The sequence below is a fragment of the Pseudomonas sp. NPDC089392 genome, assembly GCF_044749595.1.
Lineage (GTDB): Bacteria > Pseudomonadota > Gammaproteobacteria > Pseudomonadales > Pseudomonadaceae > Aquipseudomonas.
Genome location: NZ_JBIVIF010000059.1, coordinates 1 through 20,567, shown reverse-complemented (window position 1 = coordinate 20,567; position 20,567 = coordinate 1). Strand labels below are relative to the sequence as shown.

Below are 20,567 nucleotides of genomic sequence, written 5' to 3'. Positions count from 1 at the left end.
CCTTGCGTCGGGTCAGTCTCCAGGCCCAATGGGCCTGGGGCAACTCAGTGCTGGCCCAGGATACGGGCGACGGTGGCCACGTTGTGGGCCAGGTGCAACGGATTGATGGTGCCGACGATAGCACTGCTGACACCTGGGTGGGCGAACAGCAGCTCGAAGCTGGCTTGCACCGGGTCGACACCAGGGGCCAGGCAGATATGCCCGCTGGCCAGGGCCTTCTTCACCAGGATGGCCTTGCCGTGTTCGGCAGCGTAGTCCAGTACCGGGCGTTCTGCCTGCTCGTTGAGGTTGTAGGTGACCATGGCGCAGTCGCCCTGTTCCAGCGCTTTCAGGCCGCCGGCAACGGTCTTGCCAGACAGGCCAAAGCCGAGGATCTTGCCTTCTTGCTTGAGCTCGGCCAGGGTCTGGTAGACCTCCTGCTGTTCGAGGATTGCCAGGTCGTGGCCGTCGGAGTGCACCAGCACCAGTTCGATGCGGTCGGTTTCCAGGCGGCGCAGGCTGCGCTCCACCGAGCGCCGGGTGTGGGCGGCAGTGAAATCGAAGTGCGACTGGCCATTGTCGAATTCTTCGCCAACCTTGCTGACGATCACCCATTCATCGCGCTGGCCACGCAGCAGCGGGCCCAGGCGTTCTTCGCTGCGGCCATAGGCCGGCGCGGTGTCGATCAGGTTGATGCCCAGCTCGCGGGCCTGGGCCAGCAGCAGGCGGGCTTCGTCATCGCCGGGGATGGTGAAACCCGTCGGGTACTTCACGCCTTGGTCGCGGCCCAGCTTGACCGTGCCTAGCCCCAGTGGCGAAACCTGGAAGCCGGTGCTGCCTAGCGGGCGGTGAAAGTTGTGCAGGGTTGGCAGGCTCATGGCAGCAGTTGCTCCCAGGCCGGTACGCCCAGCGGTGGGCGTGGCAGGTCGGCCAGATCGGCCTGTGCCTGCGGGCGGATGCCGTCGCGCTCCAGGTGGCTGATGACCCGGTCGCTGAAGTCTGGCGCGAGTGCCAGCTTGGTCGGCCAGCCGACCAGCAGGCGTTGCTGGTCGGCGAGGAAGGCGTTGTCCGGGCGCACCAGGCCCGACTGCGCTGGCTCTGCGCGGTCGACCCGCAAGGTGGCCCAGCGAACCTGGCTTTGGTCGACCCAAGGCAGCAGGCTGGCGATTTCCTTTTGCGCTGCGGCGATCTGTGCGGCCGGCTCGCGGGCGACACCGTCGGCCTCGGCCAGGTCGCCGCCCATGTACCAGACCCACTGGCCATCGGCGGCCGGGTGGGTGGTGATGGTGACCCGCGGCTTTGGTCCGCCGCCCAGGCAGTGCGCGTAAAGCGGTTTGAGGTTGGCACCCTTGGCCAGCACCATGTGCAGCGGGCGGGTTTGCATGGCCGGCTGGTTCAGGCCCAGGGCGTGCAGCAGGTCTTCGGTGCCGGCGCCGGCGCTGAGCACGATGCGTTGGGCGCGGATGTCACGGCCATCGACGCGCAGGCCGACCAGTGGATCGCCTTCGCGCAGCGGCTCGATGTGTTCACCCGCCAGCAGGCTGTCACCCGCCAGTTCGGCCAGGTTGGCCAGCAGGCTGGGCACGTCGATGACCAGCTCGGCCAGGCGATAGACCTTGCCCTTGAAGGCGCGATCGTGCAGTGCAGGCGGCAGTTGTTCGCCCTTCACCTGGTCGACCCGGCCACGCACGGCCTTGCTGGCGAAGAAGCTGGTGAGGTTGCCGGCCAGGGTGCCAGGGGACCACAGGTAGTGCGCATCGGACAGCAGGCGGGTGCGGGTCAGCTCCAGCTCGCCGCTGCCACTCAAGGCTTCGCGCCAGCGGCGCGGCATGTCGGCGATGGCTTCCGAGGCGCCGGTCAGTGCGCCGTGCAGGGCGTACTTGGTGCCGCCATGGATGATGCCCTGCGACTTGATGGTCTGTTCGCCGCCAAGGCTGGCGCGTTCCACCAGCACTGTCGAATAGCCCAGGCGACGCAGGCGTGCATTGAGCCAGAGGCCTGCGACCCCGGCGCCGACGATCAGTACGTCAGTGGAAATGGCGGTTGGCATGGCGGTACCTCTAGGACTGGGACAGCTGGCAAGTATACAGGGTCGGGCCCGGGAGGGATTGGGTGAGGGCTGACAGGGGGCCGCCTTGAGGTTTTTGGCGCCTGTGCGATCGAGCGCCGCCCGCGCGGCGCTTCGCAGCACAAGGCTGCTCCTACATCTGTTTCGGGCCAGTCACGCCTGTGCCAGCGCACGCGACCGCCTTGTTTTCCCGACGCGATATCGAGGTGGACGCCAAGGGGCCGCGCGCCTCTGCCTCAGGAATGATTGGCCCGAAACAGATGTAGGAGCAGCCTTGTGCTGCGAAGCGCCGCGCGGGCGGCGCTCGATCTACGCGACGCCACAAAAATCAAGGCAAGCACCTGGCAGCCCTGACTCAACCTCCTGGCAGGCACAAGGCAAACATCAATGCCCAGCCGTCTTCGAAAACAGCTGAATAACCACCACCCCACCCACAATCATCGCCATCCCCAGCATCGCCGGCACATCCAGCTTCTGCCCGTAGACCACCAGCGCCGCCACGCTGATCAGCACAATCCCCAGCCCTGACCAGATCGCATAGGCAATCCCCACCGGAATGCTGCGCACCACCAGGGTCAGCATCCAGAACGCAATGCCATACCCCACCACCATCAACAGCAGTGGCAAGGGTGTGCTAAAGCCTTTGACCGCTTTCATCGAGGCAGTGGCGATGACTTCGGCGCAGATGGCAATGGCGAGATAGGTATAGGCATTCATGGCGAGATCCTCCGGTGACAGGGCGGCATTCTAGACTTAACCTGGATGGGGTAAAGTCATTACCTATCAACAAGGGAGATAGGTCGATGGCCGAGCAGTGGAACCTTGAACAGCTGCGTACCTTCCTGCGTGTCGCTGAACTGCGCTCGTTCTCTGCCGTGGCCCGCGAGCAGTGCAAGGCCCAGTCGGCGATCAGCAGCGCCATCGCCCTGCTCGAAACCGACCTGGGGGTTACCCTGTTCGAGCGCAGCAGCGGCCGACAACCGAAATTGACCGAAAACGGTAGCGCCCTGTTGGAGGATGCCCGCGAACTGTTGCGCCAGTGCGAACGTCTGGATGGCCGTGCGCTGGCGCTGATGCGCGGGCAGGAGGCTTTATTGCGGGTAGCCCAGGATGAGGCCATGCCGTATCAGCCGGTCATCGACAGCCTCGACGAACTGGCCAGCCGCTACCCGTTCCTGGAGGTGCAACTGGCCAGCGGTGCCCAGGGCGATGTGGCGCGCAAGCTGGTCGAGCGGCGCGCCGACCTGGGCCTGTTTTTCCACCACGAAAGTATTCCGGCATCGCTGGAGCGGCGCGCCCTGGGCAGTGTGGAAATGGTCACGGTGTGCGCAGTCGGCCACCCGCTGGCGGGCGAAGGACGGGTCACCCGGCAGCAACTGGCCTTGCACCGACAACTGCTGATCACCCCACAGCAAAGTGGTTACCCCGGCGGCGAGGCGATCAGCCCGCAGGTGTGGCGCGCCGACAGCTTCTATGCCATGGCCGAACTGCTGATGCGCGGCCTGGGCTGGGCCTGGTTGCCGCGCCATGTGGTGCAGTACCCGACTTACCAGGCGCACATGGTCGAACTGGACAGCGAATGGCGGCCGCCGGCGCTGGTGGTGGAGCTGGCCTGGCGCCGCGATGAGCCCTTGGGCCCAGCCGCGCAATGGCTGGCCGAGCGCTTTGCGGTGCACCTGCGTGCGATCGGGTAAACTCCGTCGCCATGAACAGAACCCTCTATACCCTGCTGTTTCATCTGGGCCTGCCGCTGGTTGCGCTGCGCCTGTACCTGCGCGCGCGCAAGGCGCCGGCCTATGGCCAGCGCATCGCCGAGCGTTTGGCCTTCAAGCTGCCAGCCATGCGCCAGGGCGGCATCTGGGTACACGCGGTGTCGGTGGGCGAGAGCATTGCCGCCGCGCCCATGGTGCGTGCCTTGCTCAAGGCCTACCCGGACCTGCCGATCACGCTTACTTGCATGACCCCCACCGGTTCGGAACGTATTCGCGCCATGTTCGCCGACGAACCGCGCGTGCAGCATTGCTACCTGCCCTACGACCTGCCTTGGGCGGCGGGGCGTTTTCTTGACCATGTGCAGCCGAAGCTGGGCATCATCATGGAAACCGAGCTGTGGCCTAACCATATTCACCAGTGTGCCAAACGCGGTATCCCGGTGGCGCTGGCCAATGCACGTTTGTCTGAGCGGTCGGCCCGGGGCTATGGGCGCTTTGCCAAGCTGACCCGGCCGATGCTGGCCGAGATGAACCTGATTGCCGTGCAGACCGAGACCGAAGCCCGACGCTTCCGTGACTTGGGCGCGCGCCCTGAGTGCGTGCAGGTTACCGGCTCGATCAAGTTCGACCTGAAAATTGACGAGCAACTGCTGCCGCGTGCCAAGGCATTGCGTGAACAGTGGGGGGCCGGGCAGCGCCCGGTATGGATCGCCGCCAGTACCCACGAGGGTGAAGATGCGTTGATCCTGCAAGCGCACCGGCAGTTGCTGCAGGTGCATGGCGATGCCTTGCTGATCCTGGTACCGCGTCACCCTGAGCGGTTCAATGCGGTGCATGAGCTTTGCAGCGAACAGTTCAGCACCGTGCGCCGTTCGGCCGGCACTCCGGTCGATGCACAGACGCGGGTTTTGCTGGGCGACACCATGGGCGAGTTGCTGTTCCTCTATGGCCTGGCCGACATCGCCTTTGTCGGCGGCAGCCTGGTGGCGACCGGCGGGCACAACCCGCTGGAGCCGGCGGCATTGGCCTTGCCGGTGCTCATGGGGCCGCATGTGTTCAACTTCCTCGAAATCAGCGCAATGCTGCGCGAGGCGGGGGCGTTGCAGCAGGTGGAAGATGCCGATGGGCTGGCCGAGGCGGTGCGGCGCTTGGCCGAGTTGCCGCAAGATGCCCAGCGCATGGGCGAGGCGGGCAGGGCAGTGATGCAGGCGAATCAGGGCGCGTTGCAGCGCTTGCTTGATGGGCTGGGTGCGCTTATCCGCTGAATGCTGTGTTGGATTCTTCGCGGGTGAACCCGCTCCTACAGGGATCGCACCAGGCCTGAGGGCGGTGATGACCTGTAGGAGCGGGTTTACCCGCGAAGAATGCGACACCTATCTCAAGGCCTGCGCTCAAAGTTCTTGGCCGCTGCAGCAGCCAGGTCCGGCGGCAGGAAGTCCTTGTCCGGGTTGTAATCGGGTTTCAGGTAACGCTTGAGGTCCTGCAAGTCCTGCGGGCTCAGGGTACCGGCCGCCTGCTTCAGGCTCAGGTTGTCGAGGATGTAGTCATAGCGGCTGTTGTTGTAGTCGCGCACCGAGGTGTACAGCTGGCGCTGCGCATCGAGCACGTCGACGATGTTGCGGGTACCCACCTGGTAGCCGATTTCAGTGGCTTCCAGCGCGCTCTGGTTGGAGATTATCGACTGCTTGCGCGCCTGCACCTGCTCCACATCGGTGTTCACCGCGCGGTGCAGGTTGCGGGTGTTTTCCACCACCTGGCGGCGCAGGCTCTCGCGCTGCTGCTCACTCTGGCTCAGGCGCTGGTAAGCCTCGCGCACCTGCGAGCTGGTCAGGCCGCCGCTGTAGATCGGAATGTTCAATTGCAGGCCGATGCTGGTCTGCTCGACGTCACCGCTGTAATGCACGTTCGGCAGCGCAGACGAGTTGGTGAAGCCAAGGTTGTCGTTGTCGCCTTTCTGGTACTTGGCAACTGCGTCCAGGGTCGGCGCATGGCCGGCCTTGCGCTGGCGCAGGGTTTCTTCGGCGGCGGTGACCGCGTGATTGGTGGCCAGCAGGTTGAGGTTCTGGCGCCCGGCGGTTTCGACCCATGCCTTGGCATCGTTGGGCGTAGGCACCTGCACCGGCAGGCTATGCACCACACCCTGAATAGAGGTGTACTCGCGGTTGGTCAGGGTGACCAGCGCTTCAAAGGCATCCTGCACCTGGCGCTCGGCGATGATCCGGTTGGCCCGTGCCGTGTCGTAGCTGGCCTGGGATTGCAAGACGTCGGTCTTGTCCGACAGACCCACATCGAAACGCTCGTTGGACTGGTCCAGCTGGCGCTTGAAGGCGGCTTCCTCGGCCTTGGTGGCGGCCAGGTTGTCCTGGGCGCGGAGCACGGCGAAGTAGTTCTGCGCGGTTTCCAGGATCAGGTTCTGCTCGGTCGCCGACAGTTCCAGCGCAGCCTGTTCGTTGACTGCCTCTGCAGCCTGCAACTGGAACCAGCGGTCAGCACGGAAAATCGGCTGGGCCAGGGTCGCGCTCCAGGCGTTGCCGCTGCGGTTGGTGGTGGCTGAGGGCTCGTCGAACTTGGTGCGGGTATTCAGCATCTCGGCAGCGCCCGAAAGGTTCGGCAGCAACCCAGCGCGGGCCTGCGGCACGACTTCACGGCGGGCGCCATAATCGGCGCGCGCCGCAGCCAGGTCGGCGTTGTTGTCCACCGCTTCCTGGTAGACGCTGACCAGGTCGGTTTTGACTGTAGAGGGCACGTCCGCTGCCCAGACCACTCCGTTGGACGCACAAGACACGGCAATCGCCAGTGAGAGTTTGCGCAGCATAGAGGCAATCCTTGTACGAAATTTAATTACTGAACTGTTGAGTATCGAGCGACGGGCCAGTGTAGTGCCATGCGCACCCGGCAACAATCACTCGGGGTGCCTTTCATCATCCGCGCATTTACCCGCTTGGCTTTGCCGACCACTCCAGTCTAGACTGCGCATGTTCTTGTCGGGGTGCCTTGAAGCAAAGGCTGAGATCGCAGAGGTGCGGATCCCGTTGAACCTGATCAGGTTAGCGCCTGCGTAGGGAACAAGATTGCTCGCCTTCCCGGGGAGCCTCTTGTGCCAGGTCCGGGAATGTCGCAGCTGCATGCAGCTTCAGGCACCCCCATATCCGGCACTGCACTCGTCAACGGGTGCGTTCGCGCTTTTTCAGGTTCACCCCGACATTCCACTGCTAGGAAGCCGTCTGGAGAGCCTGTGATGACCAAACAAGAAAAAGCGATCAACCTCAGCGAATCGGCACAAGTCGATCAGCAGTCCGTGCAACCGTTCCGTCGTTCGCGCAAGATCTATGTCGAAGGCTCGCGCCCGGACATCCGCGTACCCATGCGTGAAATCAGCCTGGACGATACCCCGACCGATTTTGGTGGCGAAACCAACGCGCCGGTGTTGGTCTACGATACTTCCGGCCCGTACACCGATCCCAACGTGATCATCGACGTGCGCAAGGGCCTGGGCGATGTGCGCTCGGCCTGGATCGAAGCGCGTGGTGACACCGAGCGCCTCGACGGCCTGAGCTCCGACTTCGGCCAGCAGCGCCTGAACGATGCCGAACTGGCCAAACTGCGCTTTGCCCACGTGCGCAACCCGCGCCGTGCCAAGGCGGGCGCCAACGTCTCGCAGATGCACTATGCCCGCCAGGGCATCATCACCGCCGAGATGGAATACGTGGCCATCCGCGAAAACATGAAGCTGCAGGAGGCCCGCGCCGCTGGTCTGCTGAATGAGCAGCACGCTGGCCACAGCTTCGGTGCCAATATCCCGAAAGAAATCACCCCCGAGTTCGTCCGCGAGGAAGTCGCCCGTGGCCGCGCGATCATCCCGGCCAACATCAACCACCCGGAAGTGGAGCCGATGATCATCGGCCGCAACTTCCTGGTGAAGATCAACGGCAACATCGGCAACAGCGCCCTGGGCTCCTCGATCGAGGAAGAAGTGGCCAAGCTGACCTGGGGCATCCGCTGGGGTTCGGACACGGTCATGGACCTGTCCACCGGCAAGCACATCCATGAAACCCGCGAGTGGATCATCCGCAATTCGCCGGTGCCGATCGGTACCGTGCCGATCTACCAGGCGCTGGAAAAGGTCAATGGCGTGGCCGAGGACCTGACCTGGGAGCTGTTCCGCGACACCCTGATCGAACAAGCCGAGCAGGGCGTGGACTACTTCACCATCCACGCCGGTGTGCTGCTGCGCTATGTACCGCTGACCGCCAAGCGCGTCACCGGTATCGTCAGCCGCGGTGGCTCGATCATGGCCAAGTGGTGCCTGGCGCACCACAAGGAAAACTTCCTGTACACCCACTTCGACGAAATCTGCGAAATCATGAAGGCCTACGACGTCAGCTTCTCGCTGGGCGACGGCCTGCGCCCTGGCTCGATTGCCGACGCCAACGACGCCGCGCAGTTCGGTGAGCTGGAAACCCTCGGCGAGCTGACCAAGATTGCCTGGAAGCACGACGTGCAGTGCATGATCGAAGGCCCTGGTCACGTGCCGATGCAGTTGATCAAGGAGAACATGGACAAGCAGCTGGAGTGCTGCGACGAGGCGCCGTTCTACACCCTCGGCCCGCTGACCACCGACATCGCCCCAGGCTACGACCACATCACCTCGGGCATTGGTGCGGCGATGATCGGCTGGTTCGGTTGCGCGATGCTGTGCTACGTCACGCCCAAGGAGCACCTGGGCCTGCCGAACAAGGACGACGTCAAGACTGGCATCATCACCTACAAGATTGCCGCGCACGCCGCCGACCTTGCCAAAGGCCACCCAGGCGCGCAGATTCGCGACAACGCCTTGTCCAAGGCGCGCTTCGAGTTCCGTTGGGAAGACCAGTTCAACCTGGGCCTGGACCCGGACACTGCCCGTGCCTACCACGACGAGACCCTGCCGAAGGAATCGGCCAAGGTCGCACACTTCTGCTCGATGTGCGGGCCGAAGTTCTGCTCGATGAAGATCACCCAGGAAGTACGTGAGTACGCCGCCAAGATCGAAGCCGTGGACGTGACGGTCGAAGCAGGCATGCGCGAGCAGGCCGAGCGGTTCCGCCAGGAAGGCAGCCAGCTGTACCACAAAGTCTAAGAACGCCATTTCTCTTTGTGGGAGCGGGCTTGTCCCGCGAATGCGTCAGCTGCGCCAACGCGTTTGGCAGGCCTGACGCCTTCGCGGGGCAAGCCCGCTCCCACAAAGGGCCGGCGAAGCCCAATTAATTCCTCTGGCGAACATAACAATGACCACCCCCAGCCAATTCTCCCCCGACCACCCGGTCCCCACCCACCAGCGCATCTTCGGCGCCCGCGACCTGTTCTCGCTGTGGTTCTCCCTCGGCATCGGCCTGATGGTGCTGCAGGTCGGCGCCATGCTGGCGCCTGGCCTTGGCCTTGCCGGCGCAGTACTGGCCATCGCCCTGGGCACCGGTGTGGGTGTGCTGTTGCTGGGGGCCGCCGGTGTCATCGGTAGCGATACCGGCCTGTCGGCCATGGGCACCCTGAAACTCAGCCTGGGCAGTCATGGCGCGCGCTTGCCGGCGCTGCTCAACCTGCTGCAACTGGTGGGTTGGGGTGCGTTCGAGATCATTGTCATGCGCGATGCCGCCAGCCTGCTGGGCGCACGCACCTTTGGTGAGGACAGTGCCTGGAACAGCCCGATGCTGTGGACCCTGAGCTTCGGTGCGCTGGCTACCTTGCTGGCGGTGAGCGGGCCGCTGGCGTTCGTGCGCAAGGTGCTGCGCGCCTGGGGTATCTGGTTGCTGCTGGGCGCGTGCGTGTGGCTGACCTGGAACCTGTTCGCCAAAGCCGACCTGGCTGACCTGTGGAACCGCGCCGGGGACGGTTCGATGTCGCTGGCGGTAGGCTTCGACATCGTCATCGCCATGCCGCTTTCGTGGCTGCCGCTGATCGCCGACTACTCGCGTTTTGCCCGCAACGGCAAGCATGTGTTCGGCGGTACGGTAATTGGCTACTTTATCGGCAACACCTGGCTGATGAGCCTGGGCGTGGCCTACACCCTGGCCTTTGCCGCCAGCGGCGAAGTCAATGCGCTGCTGCTGGCCCTGGCCGGTGCCGGCATGGGTATCCCGCTGCTGCTGATTTTGCTGGATGAGTCGGAAAAAGCCTTTGCCGACATCCACTCGGCGGCGGTTTCCACCGGTGTGCTGCTGCCGCTGAAGGTCGAGCACCTGGCGCTGGCCATCGGCGTGTTGTGCACCTTGATTGCCTTGCTGGCGCCGCTGGCCCAGTACGAAAACTTCCTGCTGTTGATCGGTTCGGTGTTCGCGCCGCTGTTCGGCGTGGTGCTGATGGACCACTACGTCGTCCGTCGCCGCCGCCTGCCGGCGCAGGTGGCTGGCTTGCATTGGCAGGCGCTGCTGGCCTGGTTCGCCGGGGTGGCGGCCTATCACCTGATTGCAGCCAATGCACCGGAGTTTGGCGCTACCCTACCAGCATTGCTGCTGGCAGGTGTGCTGCATGGGCTGCTAAGCCTCAGCCGCGGCCGGGAAACAGTTCAGGCTTGAGCACGCCATTCAGGCGCGGGTAGGGGATCTTCAGTTCCACGTGGCCCATGGAGTAGGGCGCGATCGCATAGACCTCGTACTTGACCACCACCGCGCCGTACGTCAGGGCGATGTGCGGCGACTTCTTGAACGGCCAGGTCTTGACGAACTCGGCGTCCTTGTCCATGCCCACGCTGATCTGCCAGGCGCGGTGCGACGCCTCGACGGTTTTCCAGAAGGTGTCTTCCTGGCCGGGCAGCAGCATGTCCTGCAGGGTCAGCACCTTGTCCAGCTTGCGCGAGTAGTTGATGAAACCGCGCCCAGGCATGCCGTGGGCGCCGCCACTGTCCAGGTAGCTGGACAGCTCGATGATCACCAGCCCGTCATGCTGCTCGCGTACCTTGGCTTGCAAGTAACTGCTGTTACGTTTGTCGGCACTGGCCAGGTATTGCTGCTCGTAAGCCTGCAGGGTGCTTGGCGCGGTGCCATGCTGATTATCTTCGGTCAGCTGCAGCAGGCGCTTTTCGACGATGCCGTCGAGCTTGGGCAGGGCCGGGAAATGGATCATGTCGATGTTCACCAGCGGGCAGTCGCTTTCGCTGCAGCCGGGTTTGACATGTTCCCAGGCGTCGCGCTTGACCTCGAGCGGGGCCCGGTAATTGGGCGCGAACAGGCTCTGGCAGGCGCCCAGAGCGAGTGCCAGCACGGCCACGGAAGTCAGTTTGACAAGTGTCATGATGATCCTTGCAGAACAGGGAAAAGTCGGCCTTTGACCGTCTGCGCGGCCTTCAGTTCGCCACTAAGCTAACAGAGTGAAGACGTGCTGTCCCGAGTGCGCGAGTGGTCGCCGGAAAGGGATGAAACAGGCAAGCGTGCAGAGTAGGATGGCGCGATGCGGTAATTGTGCGGTTGATGTAGCAACGAGGATTTCCATGTCAGACACGTTGAATTCGGTGCCCAAGGCGGTCGAGATCGTCCAGCGGGCCAACTGCTTCCAGGGCTTCTACAAGCTCGACAAGGTGCAGTTGCGCCACGAGCTGTTTGCCGGGGGAATGGGCCGCGAGATCAGCCGGGAGCTGTTCGTGCGCCATGATGCAGTGTGCGTGCTGCCCTATGACCCATTGCGCGATGAAGTGGTACTGATCGAGCAGTTCCGCGTGGGCGCCATGGGCAAGGCCGAAAACCCTTGGCTGATCGAGATGGTTGCCGGGCTGATCGACAAGGACGAACAGCCCGAGGAAGTTGCCCACCGCGAAGCTGAAGAAGAGGCCGGCCTTACGTTCAGCGCCCTGTGGCCGATGACCCGCTACTTCCCGTCGCCCGGCGGCAGTGACGAGTTTGTTCACCTGTTCCTTGGCCGCTGCAGCAGCGAAGGTGCCGGTGGCCTGCATGGCCTGGAAGAAGAGGGCGAGGACATTCGCGTGCGCGTGTGGTCGTTCGAAGACGCACTGCAGGCAGTACGCGATGGGCGCATCTGCAACGCAGCGACCATCATCGGCCTGCAATGGCTGGCGCTGAACCGTGACGAAGTACGAGGTATGTGGAAGTGAACCTGCTGCGCGAGCGTTATCGGGTCGACCTGGTCGGGCTGCAGGCAGCCTGCGAGGCCAACTATGCCCGGCTGATGCGCCTGTTACCCGACATGCGCACTACCCAGAGCTCGCGCCGCATCGGCATGACCCAGGGCGACCAGATGCTCGGCGTGCTGGTGCTCGATGTGGTACTGGCCTGCCCCTATACCACCACCCTGCACGTGCGCCAGGAGCACAGCCTGCCGTGGCTGCCAGTGCCGCACCTGGAGGTGCAGGTGTACCACGATGCACGCATGGCCGAAGTGATCAGCGCCGAACATACCCGGCGCCTGCGCAGTATCTACCCGTACCCGAACGAAGCCATGCACCAGCCGGACGAAAAGGCCCAGCTCAACCTGTTCCTCGGTGAGTGGCTGAGCCACTGCCTGGCCTGCGGCCACGAACTGGCCAGCGTTCGCTGAAAGGAGACGGCTGTTGCCTTACTCGGATTCATCCCGCCCGGTGCATGTGGTGCAACTGACCGATGCCCACCTGTTTGCCGACCCGGCCGGCAGCATGCTGGGCCTCAATACCCGTGACAGCCTGCGCCATGTGGTGGCCCAGGTGCGGCGGGAGCAACCGCTTGTCGACTTGCTGCTGTGCACAGGCGACCTGTCCCAGGATGCCAGCGTGTCGTCCTATGAAGCGTTCCGTGAGCTGATCACACCATTTGCCGTACCCACCCGTTGGTTGCCGGGCAACCATGACGAGGCCCAGGTGATGGCGCAATTGGCGCCGGAGCTGGTGCAGGCGGTGACCGATATTGGCGCCTGGCGCATCGTCATGCTCAACACGGCCGTGCACGGTGCGCCCCATGGCTTTTTGGAGGATGACCAGCTGGCGGTGTTGGAAGCAGCCCTGAAAGGGGCGGGCGAGCGGCATTGCCTGGTGTGTTTCCACCATCAGCCGGTGGACATCGGCTGTGCCTGGATTGCGCCGATTGGTTTGCGTAATGCTCAAGCACTGTTCGATATCGTCGAGGGTTATCCGCAGGTGCGCGCGCTGCTGTGGGGGCATGTGCATCAGGAATGGGATGAAGTGCGCGATGGTCGGCGTTTGCTGGCTACCCCGTCGACTTGCATCCAGTTCGCGGCGCGTAGCGAGGACTTCCAGGTGAGCGAAGAGCAGCCGGGGTACCGCTGGTTGCGCCTGCATGCCGACGGACGGTTGGAGACCGGTGTACAGCGAGCGCTGGATTTCGAAGTGAAGCTCGACTTCGATAGCCCGGGGTATTGAGAGCCTGAGGCCTGCCTCCATCCCTGTGGGAGCGGGTTGTTGCGGCCTTCGGTGAAGAAATTGTTGCGAAACCCGTGACACTGCGTCAAAACCCGGCGAACGCGCTACACTGCGCGTCCCTGCGCCCGCATCATCAGGCGCGAAGCCACAGATTCCGGGGGCAGCATGTCGGGTTCCATCCTCTATATCCATGGCTTCAACAGCTCGCCGCTTTCGACCAAGGCGCGCCAACTTGAGGCTGTGATGCAGCAACTGGGCCTGTCGGCACAGCTGCGCGTGCCCGCCTTGCACCATCACCCGCGCCAGGCCATCGCCCAGCTCGAAGCGGCAATCGCCGAGCTTGGCGCGCCGTTGCTGGTGGGCAGTTCGCTCGGCGGCTACTATGCCACCTATCTGGCCGAGCGCCACGGCCTCAAGGCCCTGCTGGTCAACCCGGCGGTAACCCCGCACAAGCATTTCGACGGTTACCTGGGCACCCAGCGCAATTACTACAGCGGTGAAACCTGGGAGCTGACCCACGATCACGTGCAGGCCCTGGCCGAGCTGGAAGTAGCGGCCCCTGTGGATGCCAGCCGCTATCAAGTGTGGCTGCAGACCGCCGATGAAACCCTGGACTATCGCCACGCCGAGCGCTATTACCGTGCTTGTGCCCTGCGCATCCAGGCCGGTGGCGACCACAGCTTTCAGGGCTTCGCCGAACGCCTGCCGGCACTGCTGGCCTTTGCCGGCATTGCCCGTGGGCAGTATGCGGCGCTCGATTTTTCTGTATTTTGACTTTTTTGCACTCACCAGACTGACGACGAGACCCTATGGCCAATCCCAGCGCTAGCGCCTATAACGCAGACGCCATCGAAGTCCTCTCGGGCCTTGACCCGGTCCGCAAGCGGCCGGGCATGTACACCGATACCAGCCGCCCCAATCACCTGGCCCAGGAAGTCATCGACAACAGTGTCGACGAAGCCTTGGCCGGCCACGCCCGTTCGGTGCAGGTCATCCTGCATGCCGACCACTCGCTGGAAGTCAGCGACGATGGCCGTGGCATGCCAGTGGACATCCACCCGGAAGAGGGCGTGTCCGGGGTCGAGCTGATCCTCACCAAGCTGCACGCCGGTGGCAAGTTCTCCAACAAGAACTACCAGTTCTCCGGTGGCCTGCACGGTGTGGGTATTTCGGTGGTCAACGCCCTGTCCACCCAAGTGCGCGTGCGCGTCAAACGTGACGGCAACGAATACCAGATGACCTTCGCCGATGGCTTCAAGGCCAGCGAGCTGGAGGTGGTCGGCTCGGTCGGCAAGCGCAACACCGGCACCAGCGTGTACTTCAGCCCCGACCCCAAGTACTTCGACTCGCCCAAGTTCTCCATCAGCCGCCTCAAGCACGTGCTCAAGGCCAAGGCGGTACTGTGCCCGGGCCTGCTGGTCAGCTTCGAGGACAAGGCCAGCGGCGAGAAAGTCGAGTGGCACTACGAAGATGGCCTGCGTTCTTATCTGGTCGATGCGGTCAGCGAGTTCCAGCGCCTACCCGACGAGCCGTTCTGCGGCAGCCTGGCCGGCAACAAGGAAGCCGCAGACTGGGCGTTGCTGTGGCTGCCTGAAGGGGGTGACAGCGTTCAGGAAAGCTACGTCAACCTGATCCCCACTGCCCAGGGCGGCACACATGTGAACGGCTTGCGCCAAGGTCTGCTGGATGCCATGCGCGAGTTCTGCGAGTTCCGCAATTTGCTGCCACGCGGGGTGAAGCTGGCACCGGAAGACGTCTGGGAGCGCATCAGTTTCGTGCTTTCGATGAAAATGCAGGAGCCGCAGTTCTCCGGCCAGACCAAAGAGCGCCTGTCGTCGCGTGAAGCGGCCGCCTTTGTTTCCGGTGTGGTCAAGGATGCCTTCAGCCTATGGCTCAACGCCCACCCCGAACTGGGCATGCAGCTGGCCGAACTGGCCATCAGCAACGCCGGCCGCAGGCTGAAGGCCAGCAAGAAAGTTGAACGCAAGCGCATCACCCAGGGGCCGGCACTGCCCGGTAAGCTGGCCGATTGCGCCGGCCAGGACCCGATGCGTGCCGAGCTGTTCCTGGTCGAGGGTGACTCGGCCGGTGGTTCGGCCAAGCAGGCGCGGGACAAGGAGTTCCAGGCGATCCTGCCGCTGCGCGGCAAAATCCTCAACACCTGGGAAGTGGACGGCGGCGAAGTCCTGGCCAGCCAGGAAGTGCATAACATCGCCGTGGCCATCGGCGTCGACCCGGGTGCCACCGACCTTGCGCAACTGCGCTACGGCAAAATCTGCATCCTCGCTGACGCCGACTCCGACGGCCTGCACATCGCCACGCTGCTGTGCGCGCTGTTCGTCCAGCACTTCCGGGCGCTGGTCGAGGCCGGGCATGTGTACGTGGCCATGCCACCGCTGTACCGCATCGACCTGGGCAAGGAAATCTACTACGCCCTCGACGAGGCCGAGCGTGACGGCATCCTTGACCGCCTGGTAGCCGAGAAGAAGCGCGGCAAGCCGCAGGTCACCCGCTTCAAAGGCCTGGGCGAGATGAACCCGCCACAGCTGCGCGAAACCACCATGGACCCGAACACCCGGCGCCTGGTGCAGTTGACCCTGGATGACGTTGAAGCGACTTGCGAGCTGATGGACAAGCTGCTGGCGAAGAAGCGCGCCAGCGACCGCAAGAGCTGGCTGGAAACCAAGGGCAACCTGGCTGAGGTCATGGTTTGATTCGTCTGCTCCTGGCGGCCTGCCTGACGCTGGTTGCCCTGCCAAGCCTGGCGGGCAACTGGCCGGAGCTGAAGCTGAGTAGCGAGCACCCGATCAATGGCATGCGCGCAGGCAACCTGTCTGGCCTGGTGGAATGCCGGGGCGGGCTGTGGGGGGTGTCCGACCGCGACGACAACCGCATCTACCGTTTCGACCAGCAGAACCCTACCTGGCGCGCGCAACCGCTTACCTTCACTGCGCCGCCGGCACCGGAAAGCGGCTTGCCGTGGGGCCTGAAGTCGCGCAACTGGGCGGCGTCCTACATTCGCGGTGGCGAGCTGGATCTTGAAGGCATTACCTGTGACCAAGCGGGCAACCTGTACCTGGTCAGCGAGGCCCATGCTGCGGTGCTGCAACTGCCGCTGCAAGGTGAACCCGACTGGTTGAAGATCGACCCGGCCATGGTCCGCCAGGCTCGCGCCAGCGGCATGCTGCTGAACTTCAATGCGCTGTTCGAAGGCCTGGCCATCAACCCGGCGGGCGACCGCCTGTGGCTGGCAGCCGAACGCGAACGCCGTGGCCTGGTGGCCATCGAGCGCCAGCAATCGGTGTGGACCTGCGGGCGTAGCTGCGTGCTGCTGAGCGAGGCCGGGGTCGAGATGCAGCCGGCGCAGATGCCCGATGCCCGGGCACTGTCGCGCGACTTTGCCGACCTGGCCTGGTTCGAGGGCAAGCTGTTCACCCTCGAACGCAACGCCTACCGGGTTTGCCGGCGAGATGCCGACAGCGGCAAGGTCGAGCGTTGCTGGTCGTTCGCCGCCGATGCGCTGGTCGAGTCACGCCGCTACGCGCAGCCGTTTGGCCTGGCCGAGGCGCTGGTGATCGATGCCAAGGGCGCCTGGATCGGCCTGGACAACAACAACGGCGCCCGTGCCGATGGCGAAACCCGCCCGATCGTCTGGCGCTTCGATGCGCCGGACGGCGGCTGGAGCGCCAAGCCATGAGCCAGGCGCCGGGCAAGCGTGCGGGCAGGGTACTGATGGTCGTCGCCTGGGCGGCGACACTGTTCCTTGCCACGCGTTTTTTCGGCCAGTGGGAAGACAGCCAGCGCAACCCCAATAGCCAGGTGCAGTCCGAGCATGGCGATGGCTTTATCGAGGTGCGCCTGTTGGGCAATGGCCAGGGCCACTTCGTGGTGGATGGCGCGATCAACGGCCAGGTGGTGCATTTCATGCTCGACACCGGCGCCACCGACGTGGCGATCCCCGAGGCGTTGGCCCGTGATCTGAACCTGGAGCGTGGCAGCCCGGTCCTGCTGAGCACTGCCAACGGCCGTACCGAAGGCTACCGCACGCGCCTGGTCAGCCTGCAGCTGGGCGATATCCGCCTGCAGGATGTGCGTGCCATCGTGGTGCCGGGCCTGGAAGGGCCCACCGTATTGCTGGGCATGAGTGCCCTGAAACAACTTGAATTTACCCAGCGCGGCGGCACCATGCTGCTGCGCCAGAACCTGAAATGACGAGGCCCGCATGAGCGACTCACTGGAACTCAGCCTGGACGGCGTCGAACGCCGCTCGCTGGCTGACTTCACCGAACAGGCCTACCTCAACTACTCCATGTACGTGATCATGGACCGCGCCTTGCCGCACATCGGCGACGGCCTGAAGCCGGTGCAGCGACGCATCGTCTACGCCATGAGCGAGTTGGGGCTCGATGCCGATGCCAAGCACAAGAAATCGGCGCGTACCGTCGGTGACGTGCTCGGCAAGTTCCACCCCCACGGCGACTCGGCCTGCTATGAAGCCATGGTGCTGATGGCGCAGCCGTTCAGCTACCGCTACACCCTGGTCGACGGCCAGGGCAACTGGGGTGCGCCAGACGATCCAAAGTCGTTCGCCGCCATGCGTTACACCGAAGCGCGCTTGTCGCGCTACGCCGAAGTGCTGCTCAGCGAAGTGGGCCAGGGCACCGTGGACTGGGTGCCGAACTTCGACGGCACCTTGCAGGAGCCGGCCGTGCTGCCGGCGCGCCTGCCCAACATCCTGCTCAACGGCACTACCGGTATCGCCGTGGGCATGGCCACCGACGTGCCGCCGCACAACCTGCGTGAAGTGGCCAGCGCCTGCGTGCGCCTGCTCGACGAGCCCAAGGCCACCATCGAGCAGCTGTGCGAGCACATTCAGGGGCCGGATTACCCGACCGAGGCCGAGATCGTCACGCCGCGGGCCGAAATCCTCAAGATGTACGAAAGCGGCCGCGGCTCGATCCGCATGCGCGCCGTGTACCGCGTAGAAGATGGCGACATTGTCGTCACCGCGCTGCCGCACCAGGTCTCCGGGGCCAAGGTGCTGGAGCAGATCGCCGCACAGATGCAGGCCAAGAAGCTGCCGATGGTTGCCGACCTGCGCGACGAATCGGACCACGAGAACCCGTGCCGCATCGTCATCATTCCGCGCTCCAACCGCGTGGACGCCGACGAACTGATGCAGCACCTGTTCGCCACCACCGACCTGGAAAGCAGCTACCGGGTCAACGTCAACATCATCGGCCTCGACGGCCGCCCGCAGTTGAAGAACCTGCGGGCGATATTGGTGGAGTGGCTGGAGTTCCGAACCAATACCGTTCGTCGCCGCCTGCAACACCGCCTGGACAAGGTCGAGAAGCGCCTGCATCTGTTGGACGGTTTGCTCACTGCATTCCTCAACCTGGATGAAGTGATCCACATCATCCGCACCGAGGAGCACCCCAAGCAGGCGCTGATCGCCCGTTTCGAGCTGACCGAGATCCAGGCCGAATACATCCTCGAAACCCGCCTGCGGCAGCTGGCGCGCCTGGAAGAGATGAAGATCCGTGGCGAACAGGATGAACTGCTGAAGGAGCAAGCCAAGCTGCAGGCGCTGCTGGGCAGCGAAGCCAAGTTGCGCAAACTGGTGCGCAGCGAACTGATCAAGGACGCCGAAACCTACGGCGACGACCGCCGCTCGCCAATCGTCGAGCGCGCCGAAGCCAAGGCCCTGTCGGAAAACGAGCTGATGCCGACCGAGCCCGTCACCGTGGTGCTGTCGGAAAAGGGCTGGGTGCGCTGCGCCAAGGGCCACGACATCGACGCCACGGGCCTTTCGTACAAGGCCGGTGACGGCTTCAAGGCCGCTGCCGCCGGGCGCTCCAACCAGTTTGCCGTGCTGATCGACTCCACCGGGCGCAGCTACTCGCTGGCCGCCCACAGCCTGCCTTCGGCGCGTGGCCAGGGTGAACCGCTGACAGGCCGCCTGACGCCGCCGCCGGGGGCCACCTTCGAGTGCGTGCTGTTGCCTGATGACGATGCGCTGTACGTGGTGGCTTCGGACGCCGGCTACGGCTTTGTGGTCAAGGGTGAAGACCTGCAGGCCAAGAACAAGGCTGGCAAGGGCTTGCTCAGCCTGCCCAACGGGGCCAAGGTCATGAACCCTCGCCCGGTGGCCAACCGCGAGCAGGACTGGCTGGCGGCGGTGACCACCGAAGGCCGCCTGCTGGTGTTCAAGGTCAGCGACTTGCCACAGCTGGGTAAAGGCAAGGGCAACAAGATCATTGGCGTGCCGGGCGACCGGGTGGCCAGCCGTGAAGAATTTGTCACCGATCTGGCGGTGATTGCCGAAGGTGCGACCCTTGTTTTGCAAGCGGGCAAGCGTACCCTATCTCTGAAAGCGGACGACCTGGAGCATTACAAGGGCGAGCGCGGACGGCGCGGCAGCAAGCTGCCACGCGGGTTCCAGCGCGTCGATGGGTTGCAGGTGGAAGTGCCGGCGTAACCGGTAGAAATGTCTGGAACGGCAATTTCAGCGCCGTTCCGGGCAGAAACACTGGAGTCGGACGGTTATTTCGCGGATGATATGGCCCTTGCGGTGCCGGCGTGGCCGTGTGCCCGTTTGAATTTATATGTATCACTGCGGTGTGCCTGTTGGCGGCCGCCTGGATGGGATGATGAAATTTCTGCGCCTTCCATTTGCGCTGTTGATGACTGGCCTGCTGGGCCTTGGCGGGTGCACCATGCACCAGCCGGTTGCCCTGTACCAGCTCGACAGCGGTGATCCTGGCCAGCCTTCGCAGAGTGCGGGCATGGCCGTGGTACTCGGCCCGGTATCGGTAGCCGACTACCTGCAGCGCGAGACGTTCCTGCAGCGTCAGGCCGACGGCAGCCTGAGTTCGGCGACCGACGGTCGTTGGGCTGGCAGCCTTTCGTCGGATATCGACCAGTTGCTGGTCCGCCAGCTTGCCTGGCGCCTGGACAGCCAGCGCGTGGTGCTGGCGCCTGCGACCACCGGCTTCAGCCCGGATGTGCAAGTATTGCTGTCGATCACCCGCCTGGACTCGGGCAAGGACCAGCCGGCGGTCCTGGATGCCCAGTGGCGCCTGCTGGACCGCCGTGGCCATGTGCGTGACAACCGCATCGTTCACCTCGAGCAGCCGCACGAAGGCAGCGAGGCGTCGCAGGTGCAGGCCCAGGGCCAACTGCTGCAGAAGCTGGCCGAACAGCTGAGCACGGCAGTGAAGCCGCTGGCCAACCAGCCGGCCATTGCCGAAGAATCGCCTAAAAAGCCTGCTGCGCCGGTACAGGTGAAGAAGGCACCGGAGAAATCCAAGATCCCGATGGCCTCGCCGATCCGCACCGATATGGAAGTTTATCGGTTCTGATCGAACAGCCAGTGTCTAGTCCTGAAATAGGTTTACACCTGTTCAGGTAGGCCGGTAGGCCTCAAAACGCCCGGTGCACCGCATCGGGCGTTTTGTTTTTCAGGGCC

Annotated in this window: 18 protein-coding genes and 1 riboswitch; of the genes, 13 read left to right on the top strand and 5 right to left on the bottom strand. The window is 64.1% G+C overall.

What is annotated here, in order from left to right:
- Positions 1–44: 44 nt before the first annotated feature.
- The 3 genes from ACIP1G_RS29445 to ACIP1G_RS29435 form a co-directional block, all read right to left on the bottom strand.
- Complete coding sequence (locus ACIP1G_RS29445; RefSeq protein ID WP_400743598.1) at positions 45–857, bottom strand: aldo/keto reductase; 813 nt, start codon at positions 855–857, stop codon at positions 45–47.
- Entirely contained in the window at positions 854–2,029 is a 1,176-nt protein-coding gene (locus ACIP1G_RS29440) for an NAD(P)/FAD-dependent oxidoreductase (protein ID WP_400743595.1), read from the bottom strand. Before ACIP1G_RS29440 ends, ACIP1G_RS29445 begins: the two co-directional genes overlap by 4 nt.
- Before the next feature lie 402 nt (positions 2,030–2,431).
- Entirely contained in the window at positions 2,432–2,764 is a 333-nt protein-coding gene (locus tag ACIP1G_RS29435; RefSeq protein WP_172220859.1) for a multidrug efflux SMR transporter, read from the bottom strand.
- Positions 2,765–2,850: 86 nt separating this feature from the next.
- Here ACIP1G_RS29435 and ACIP1G_RS29430 point away from each other — a divergent pair, with 86 nt between their 5' ends.
- Positions 2,851–3,741 carry a LysR family transcriptional regulator gene (locus ACIP1G_RS29430; RefSeq protein WP_400743593.1) on the top strand — a complete coding sequence of 297 codons (891 nt, stop codon included), beginning with the start codon at positions 2,851–2,853 and terminating at the stop codon, positions 3,739–3,741.
- Positions 3,742–3,752: 11 nt separating this feature from the next.
- The gene (gene waaA, locus ACIP1G_RS29425; protein WP_400743591.1) at positions 3,753–5,024 is read left to right on the top strand and encodes a lipid IV(A) 3-deoxy-D-manno-octulosonic acid transferase; all 1,272 of its coding nucleotides are present in this window, start codon (positions 3,753–3,755) and stop codon (positions 5,022–5,024) included.
- Positions 5,025–5,137: 113 nt separating this feature from the next.
- On the opposite strand, the gene ACIP1G_RS29420 is transcribed toward waaA, so the two are convergent.
- A complete protein-coding gene (locus ACIP1G_RS29420) occupies positions 5,138–6,574 on the bottom strand; it encodes a TolC family outer membrane protein (RefSeq protein ID WP_400743588.1) in 1,437 nt (478 codons plus the stop codon).
- A 160-nt stretch (positions 6,575–6,734) separates the two neighbouring features.
- A riboswitch (TPP riboswitch) is annotated at positions 6,735–6,841 on the top strand.
- A gap of 156 nt (positions 6,842–6,997) precedes the next feature.
- Between ACIP1G_RS29420 and thiC the strand changes: the two genes are divergently transcribed.
- Positions 6,998–8,878 (top strand): phosphomethylpyrimidine synthase ThiC, encoded by a 1,881-nt coding sequence (gene thiC, locus ACIP1G_RS29415; protein ID WP_400743585.1) that lies wholly within the window; start codon positions 6,998–7,000, stop codon positions 8,876–8,878.
- Between the two features lie 148 nt (positions 8,879–9,026).
- Complete coding sequence (cytX, locus tag ACIP1G_RS29410) at positions 9,027–10,310, top strand: putative hydroxymethylpyrimidine transporter CytX (RefSeq protein ID WP_400743582.1); 1,284 nt, start codon at positions 9,027–9,029, stop codon at positions 10,308–10,310.
- Here the strand turns inward: cytX and ACIP1G_RS29405 are convergent.
- Positions 10,279–11,025, bottom strand: coding sequence for an RsiV family protein (locus ACIP1G_RS29405; RefSeq protein WP_400743579.1), 747 nt, complete (start codon positions 11,023–11,025; stop codon positions 10,279–10,281). The two genes, cytX and ACIP1G_RS29405, sit on opposite strands and share 32 nt — an antisense overlap.
- Positions 11,026–11,221: 196 nt before the next feature.
- On the opposite strand from ACIP1G_RS29405, the gene ACIP1G_RS29400 reads away from it, so the two are divergent.
- The 9 genes from ACIP1G_RS29400 to ACIP1G_RS29360 all read left to right on the top strand — a co-directional run bounded on the left by ACIP1G_RS29400 (position 11,222) and on the right by ACIP1G_RS29360 (position 20,460).
- A complete protein-coding gene (locus tag ACIP1G_RS29400) occupies positions 11,222–11,839 on the top strand; it encodes an NUDIX domain-containing protein (RefSeq protein WP_400743576.1) in 618 nt (205 codons plus the stop codon).
- Positions 11,830–12,282 (top strand): DUF1249 domain-containing protein, encoded by a 453-nt coding sequence (locus ACIP1G_RS29395; RefSeq protein ID WP_400743573.1) that lies wholly within the window; start codon positions 11,830–11,832, stop codon positions 12,280–12,282. Before ACIP1G_RS29400 ends, ACIP1G_RS29395 begins: the two co-directional genes overlap by 10 nt.
- Positions 12,283–12,295: 13 nt before the next feature.
- Positions 12,296–13,096: a 3',5'-cyclic-AMP phosphodiesterase gene (gene cpdA / locus ACIP1G_RS29390; protein WP_400743570.1), complete on the top strand. Its 801-nt coding sequence runs from the start codon at positions 12,296–12,298 to the stop codon at positions 13,094–13,096.
- A gap of 165 nt (positions 13,097–13,261) precedes the next feature.
- Positions 13,262–13,870, top strand: a complete 609-nt coding sequence (locus ACIP1G_RS29385; RefSeq protein ID WP_400743567.1) for a YqiA/YcfP family alpha/beta fold hydrolase — start codon at positions 13,262–13,264, stop codon at positions 13,868–13,870.
- A gap of 35 nt (positions 13,871–13,905) precedes the next feature.
- Entirely contained in the window at positions 13,906–15,810 is a 1,905-nt protein-coding gene (gene parE / locus ACIP1G_RS29380; protein ID WP_400743564.1) for a DNA topoisomerase IV subunit B, read from the top strand.
- Complete coding sequence (locus ACIP1G_RS29375) at positions 15,807–16,793, top strand: esterase-like activity of phytase family protein (protein ID WP_400743563.1); 987 nt, start codon at positions 15,807–15,809, stop codon at positions 16,791–16,793. Before parE ends, ACIP1G_RS29375 begins: the two co-directional genes overlap by 4 nt.
- Complete coding sequence (locus tag ACIP1G_RS29370; RefSeq protein ID WP_400743560.1) at positions 16,790–17,308, top strand: TIGR02281 family clan AA aspartic protease; 519 nt, start codon at positions 16,790–16,792, stop codon at positions 17,306–17,308. The genes ACIP1G_RS29375 and ACIP1G_RS29370 overlap by 4 nt, the downstream gene beginning before the upstream one ends.
- A gap of 10 nt (positions 17,309–17,318) precedes the next feature.
- Positions 17,319–19,577 carry a DNA topoisomerase IV subunit A gene (gene parC, locus ACIP1G_RS29365; protein ID WP_400743558.1) on the top strand — a complete coding sequence of 753 codons (2,259 nt, stop codon included), beginning with the start codon at positions 17,319–17,321 and terminating at the stop codon, positions 19,575–19,577.
- Positions 19,578–19,749: 172 nt separating this feature from the next.
- Complete coding sequence (locus ACIP1G_RS29360; RefSeq protein ID WP_400743556.1) at positions 19,750–20,460, top strand: membrane integrity-associated transporter subunit PqiC; 711 nt, start codon at positions 19,750–19,752, stop codon at positions 20,458–20,460.
- Positions 20,461–20,567: the final 107 nt, after the last annotated feature.

What these genes read in the sequence shown, in the direction of transcription:
- ACIP1G_RS29435 (WP_172220859.1), bottom strand. Translation starts at nt 2,764, where the DNA reads ATGAATGCCTATACCTATCTCGCCATTGCCATCTGCGCCGAAGTCATC.
- ACIP1G_RS29400 (WP_400743576.1), top strand. Translation starts at nt 11,222, where the DNA reads ATGTCAGACACGTTGAATTCGGTGCCCAAGGCGGTCGAGATCGTCCAG.
- ACIP1G_RS29405 (WP_400743579.1), bottom strand. Translation starts at nt 11,025, where the DNA reads ATGACACTTGTCAAACTGACTTCCGTGGCCGTGCTGGCACTCGCTCTG.
- ACIP1G_RS29445 (WP_400743598.1), bottom strand. Translation starts at nt 857, where the DNA reads ATGAGCCTGCCAACCCTGCACAACTTTCACCGCCCGCTAGGCAGCACC.
- parE (WP_400743564.1), top strand. Translation starts at nt 13,906, where the DNA reads ATGGCCAATCCCAGCGCTAGCGCCTATAACGCAGACGCCATCGAAGTC.
- ACIP1G_RS29430 (WP_400743593.1), top strand. Translation starts at nt 2,851, where the DNA reads ATGGCCGAGCAGTGGAACCTTGAACAGCTGCGTACCTTCCTGCGTGTC.
- ACIP1G_RS29360 (WP_400743556.1), top strand. Translation starts at nt 19,750, where the DNA reads ATGAAATTTCTGCGCCTTCCATTTGCGCTGTTGATGACTGGCCTGCTG.
- ACIP1G_RS29440 (WP_400743595.1), bottom strand. Translation starts at nt 2,029, where the DNA reads ATGCCAACCGCCATTTCCACTGACGTACTGATCGTCGGCGCCGGGGTC.
- waaA (WP_400743591.1), top strand. Translation starts at nt 3,753, where the DNA reads ATGAACAGAACCCTCTATACCCTGCTGTTTCATCTGGGCCTGCCGCTG.
- ACIP1G_RS29420 (WP_400743588.1), bottom strand. Translation starts at nt 6,574, where the DNA reads ATGCTGCGCAAACTCTCACTGGCGATTGCCGTGTCTTGTGCGTCCAAC.
- cytX (WP_400743582.1), top strand. Translation starts at nt 9,027, where the DNA reads ATGACCACCCCCAGCCAATTCTCCCCCGACCACCCGGTCCCCACCCAC.
- thiC (WP_400743585.1), top strand. Translation starts at nt 6,998, where the DNA reads ATGACCAAACAAGAAAAAGCGATCAACCTCAGCGAATCGGCACAAGTC.
- ACIP1G_RS29370 (WP_400743560.1), top strand. Translation starts at nt 16,790, where the DNA reads ATGAGCCAGGCGCCGGGCAAGCGTGCGGGCAGGGTACTGATGGTCGTC.
- parC (WP_400743558.1), top strand. Translation starts at nt 17,319, where the DNA reads ATGAGCGACTCACTGGAACTCAGCCTGGACGGCGTCGAACGCCGCTCG.
- ACIP1G_RS29385 (WP_400743567.1), top strand. Translation starts at nt 13,262, where the DNA reads ATGTCGGGTTCCATCCTCTATATCCATGGCTTCAACAGCTCGCCGCTT.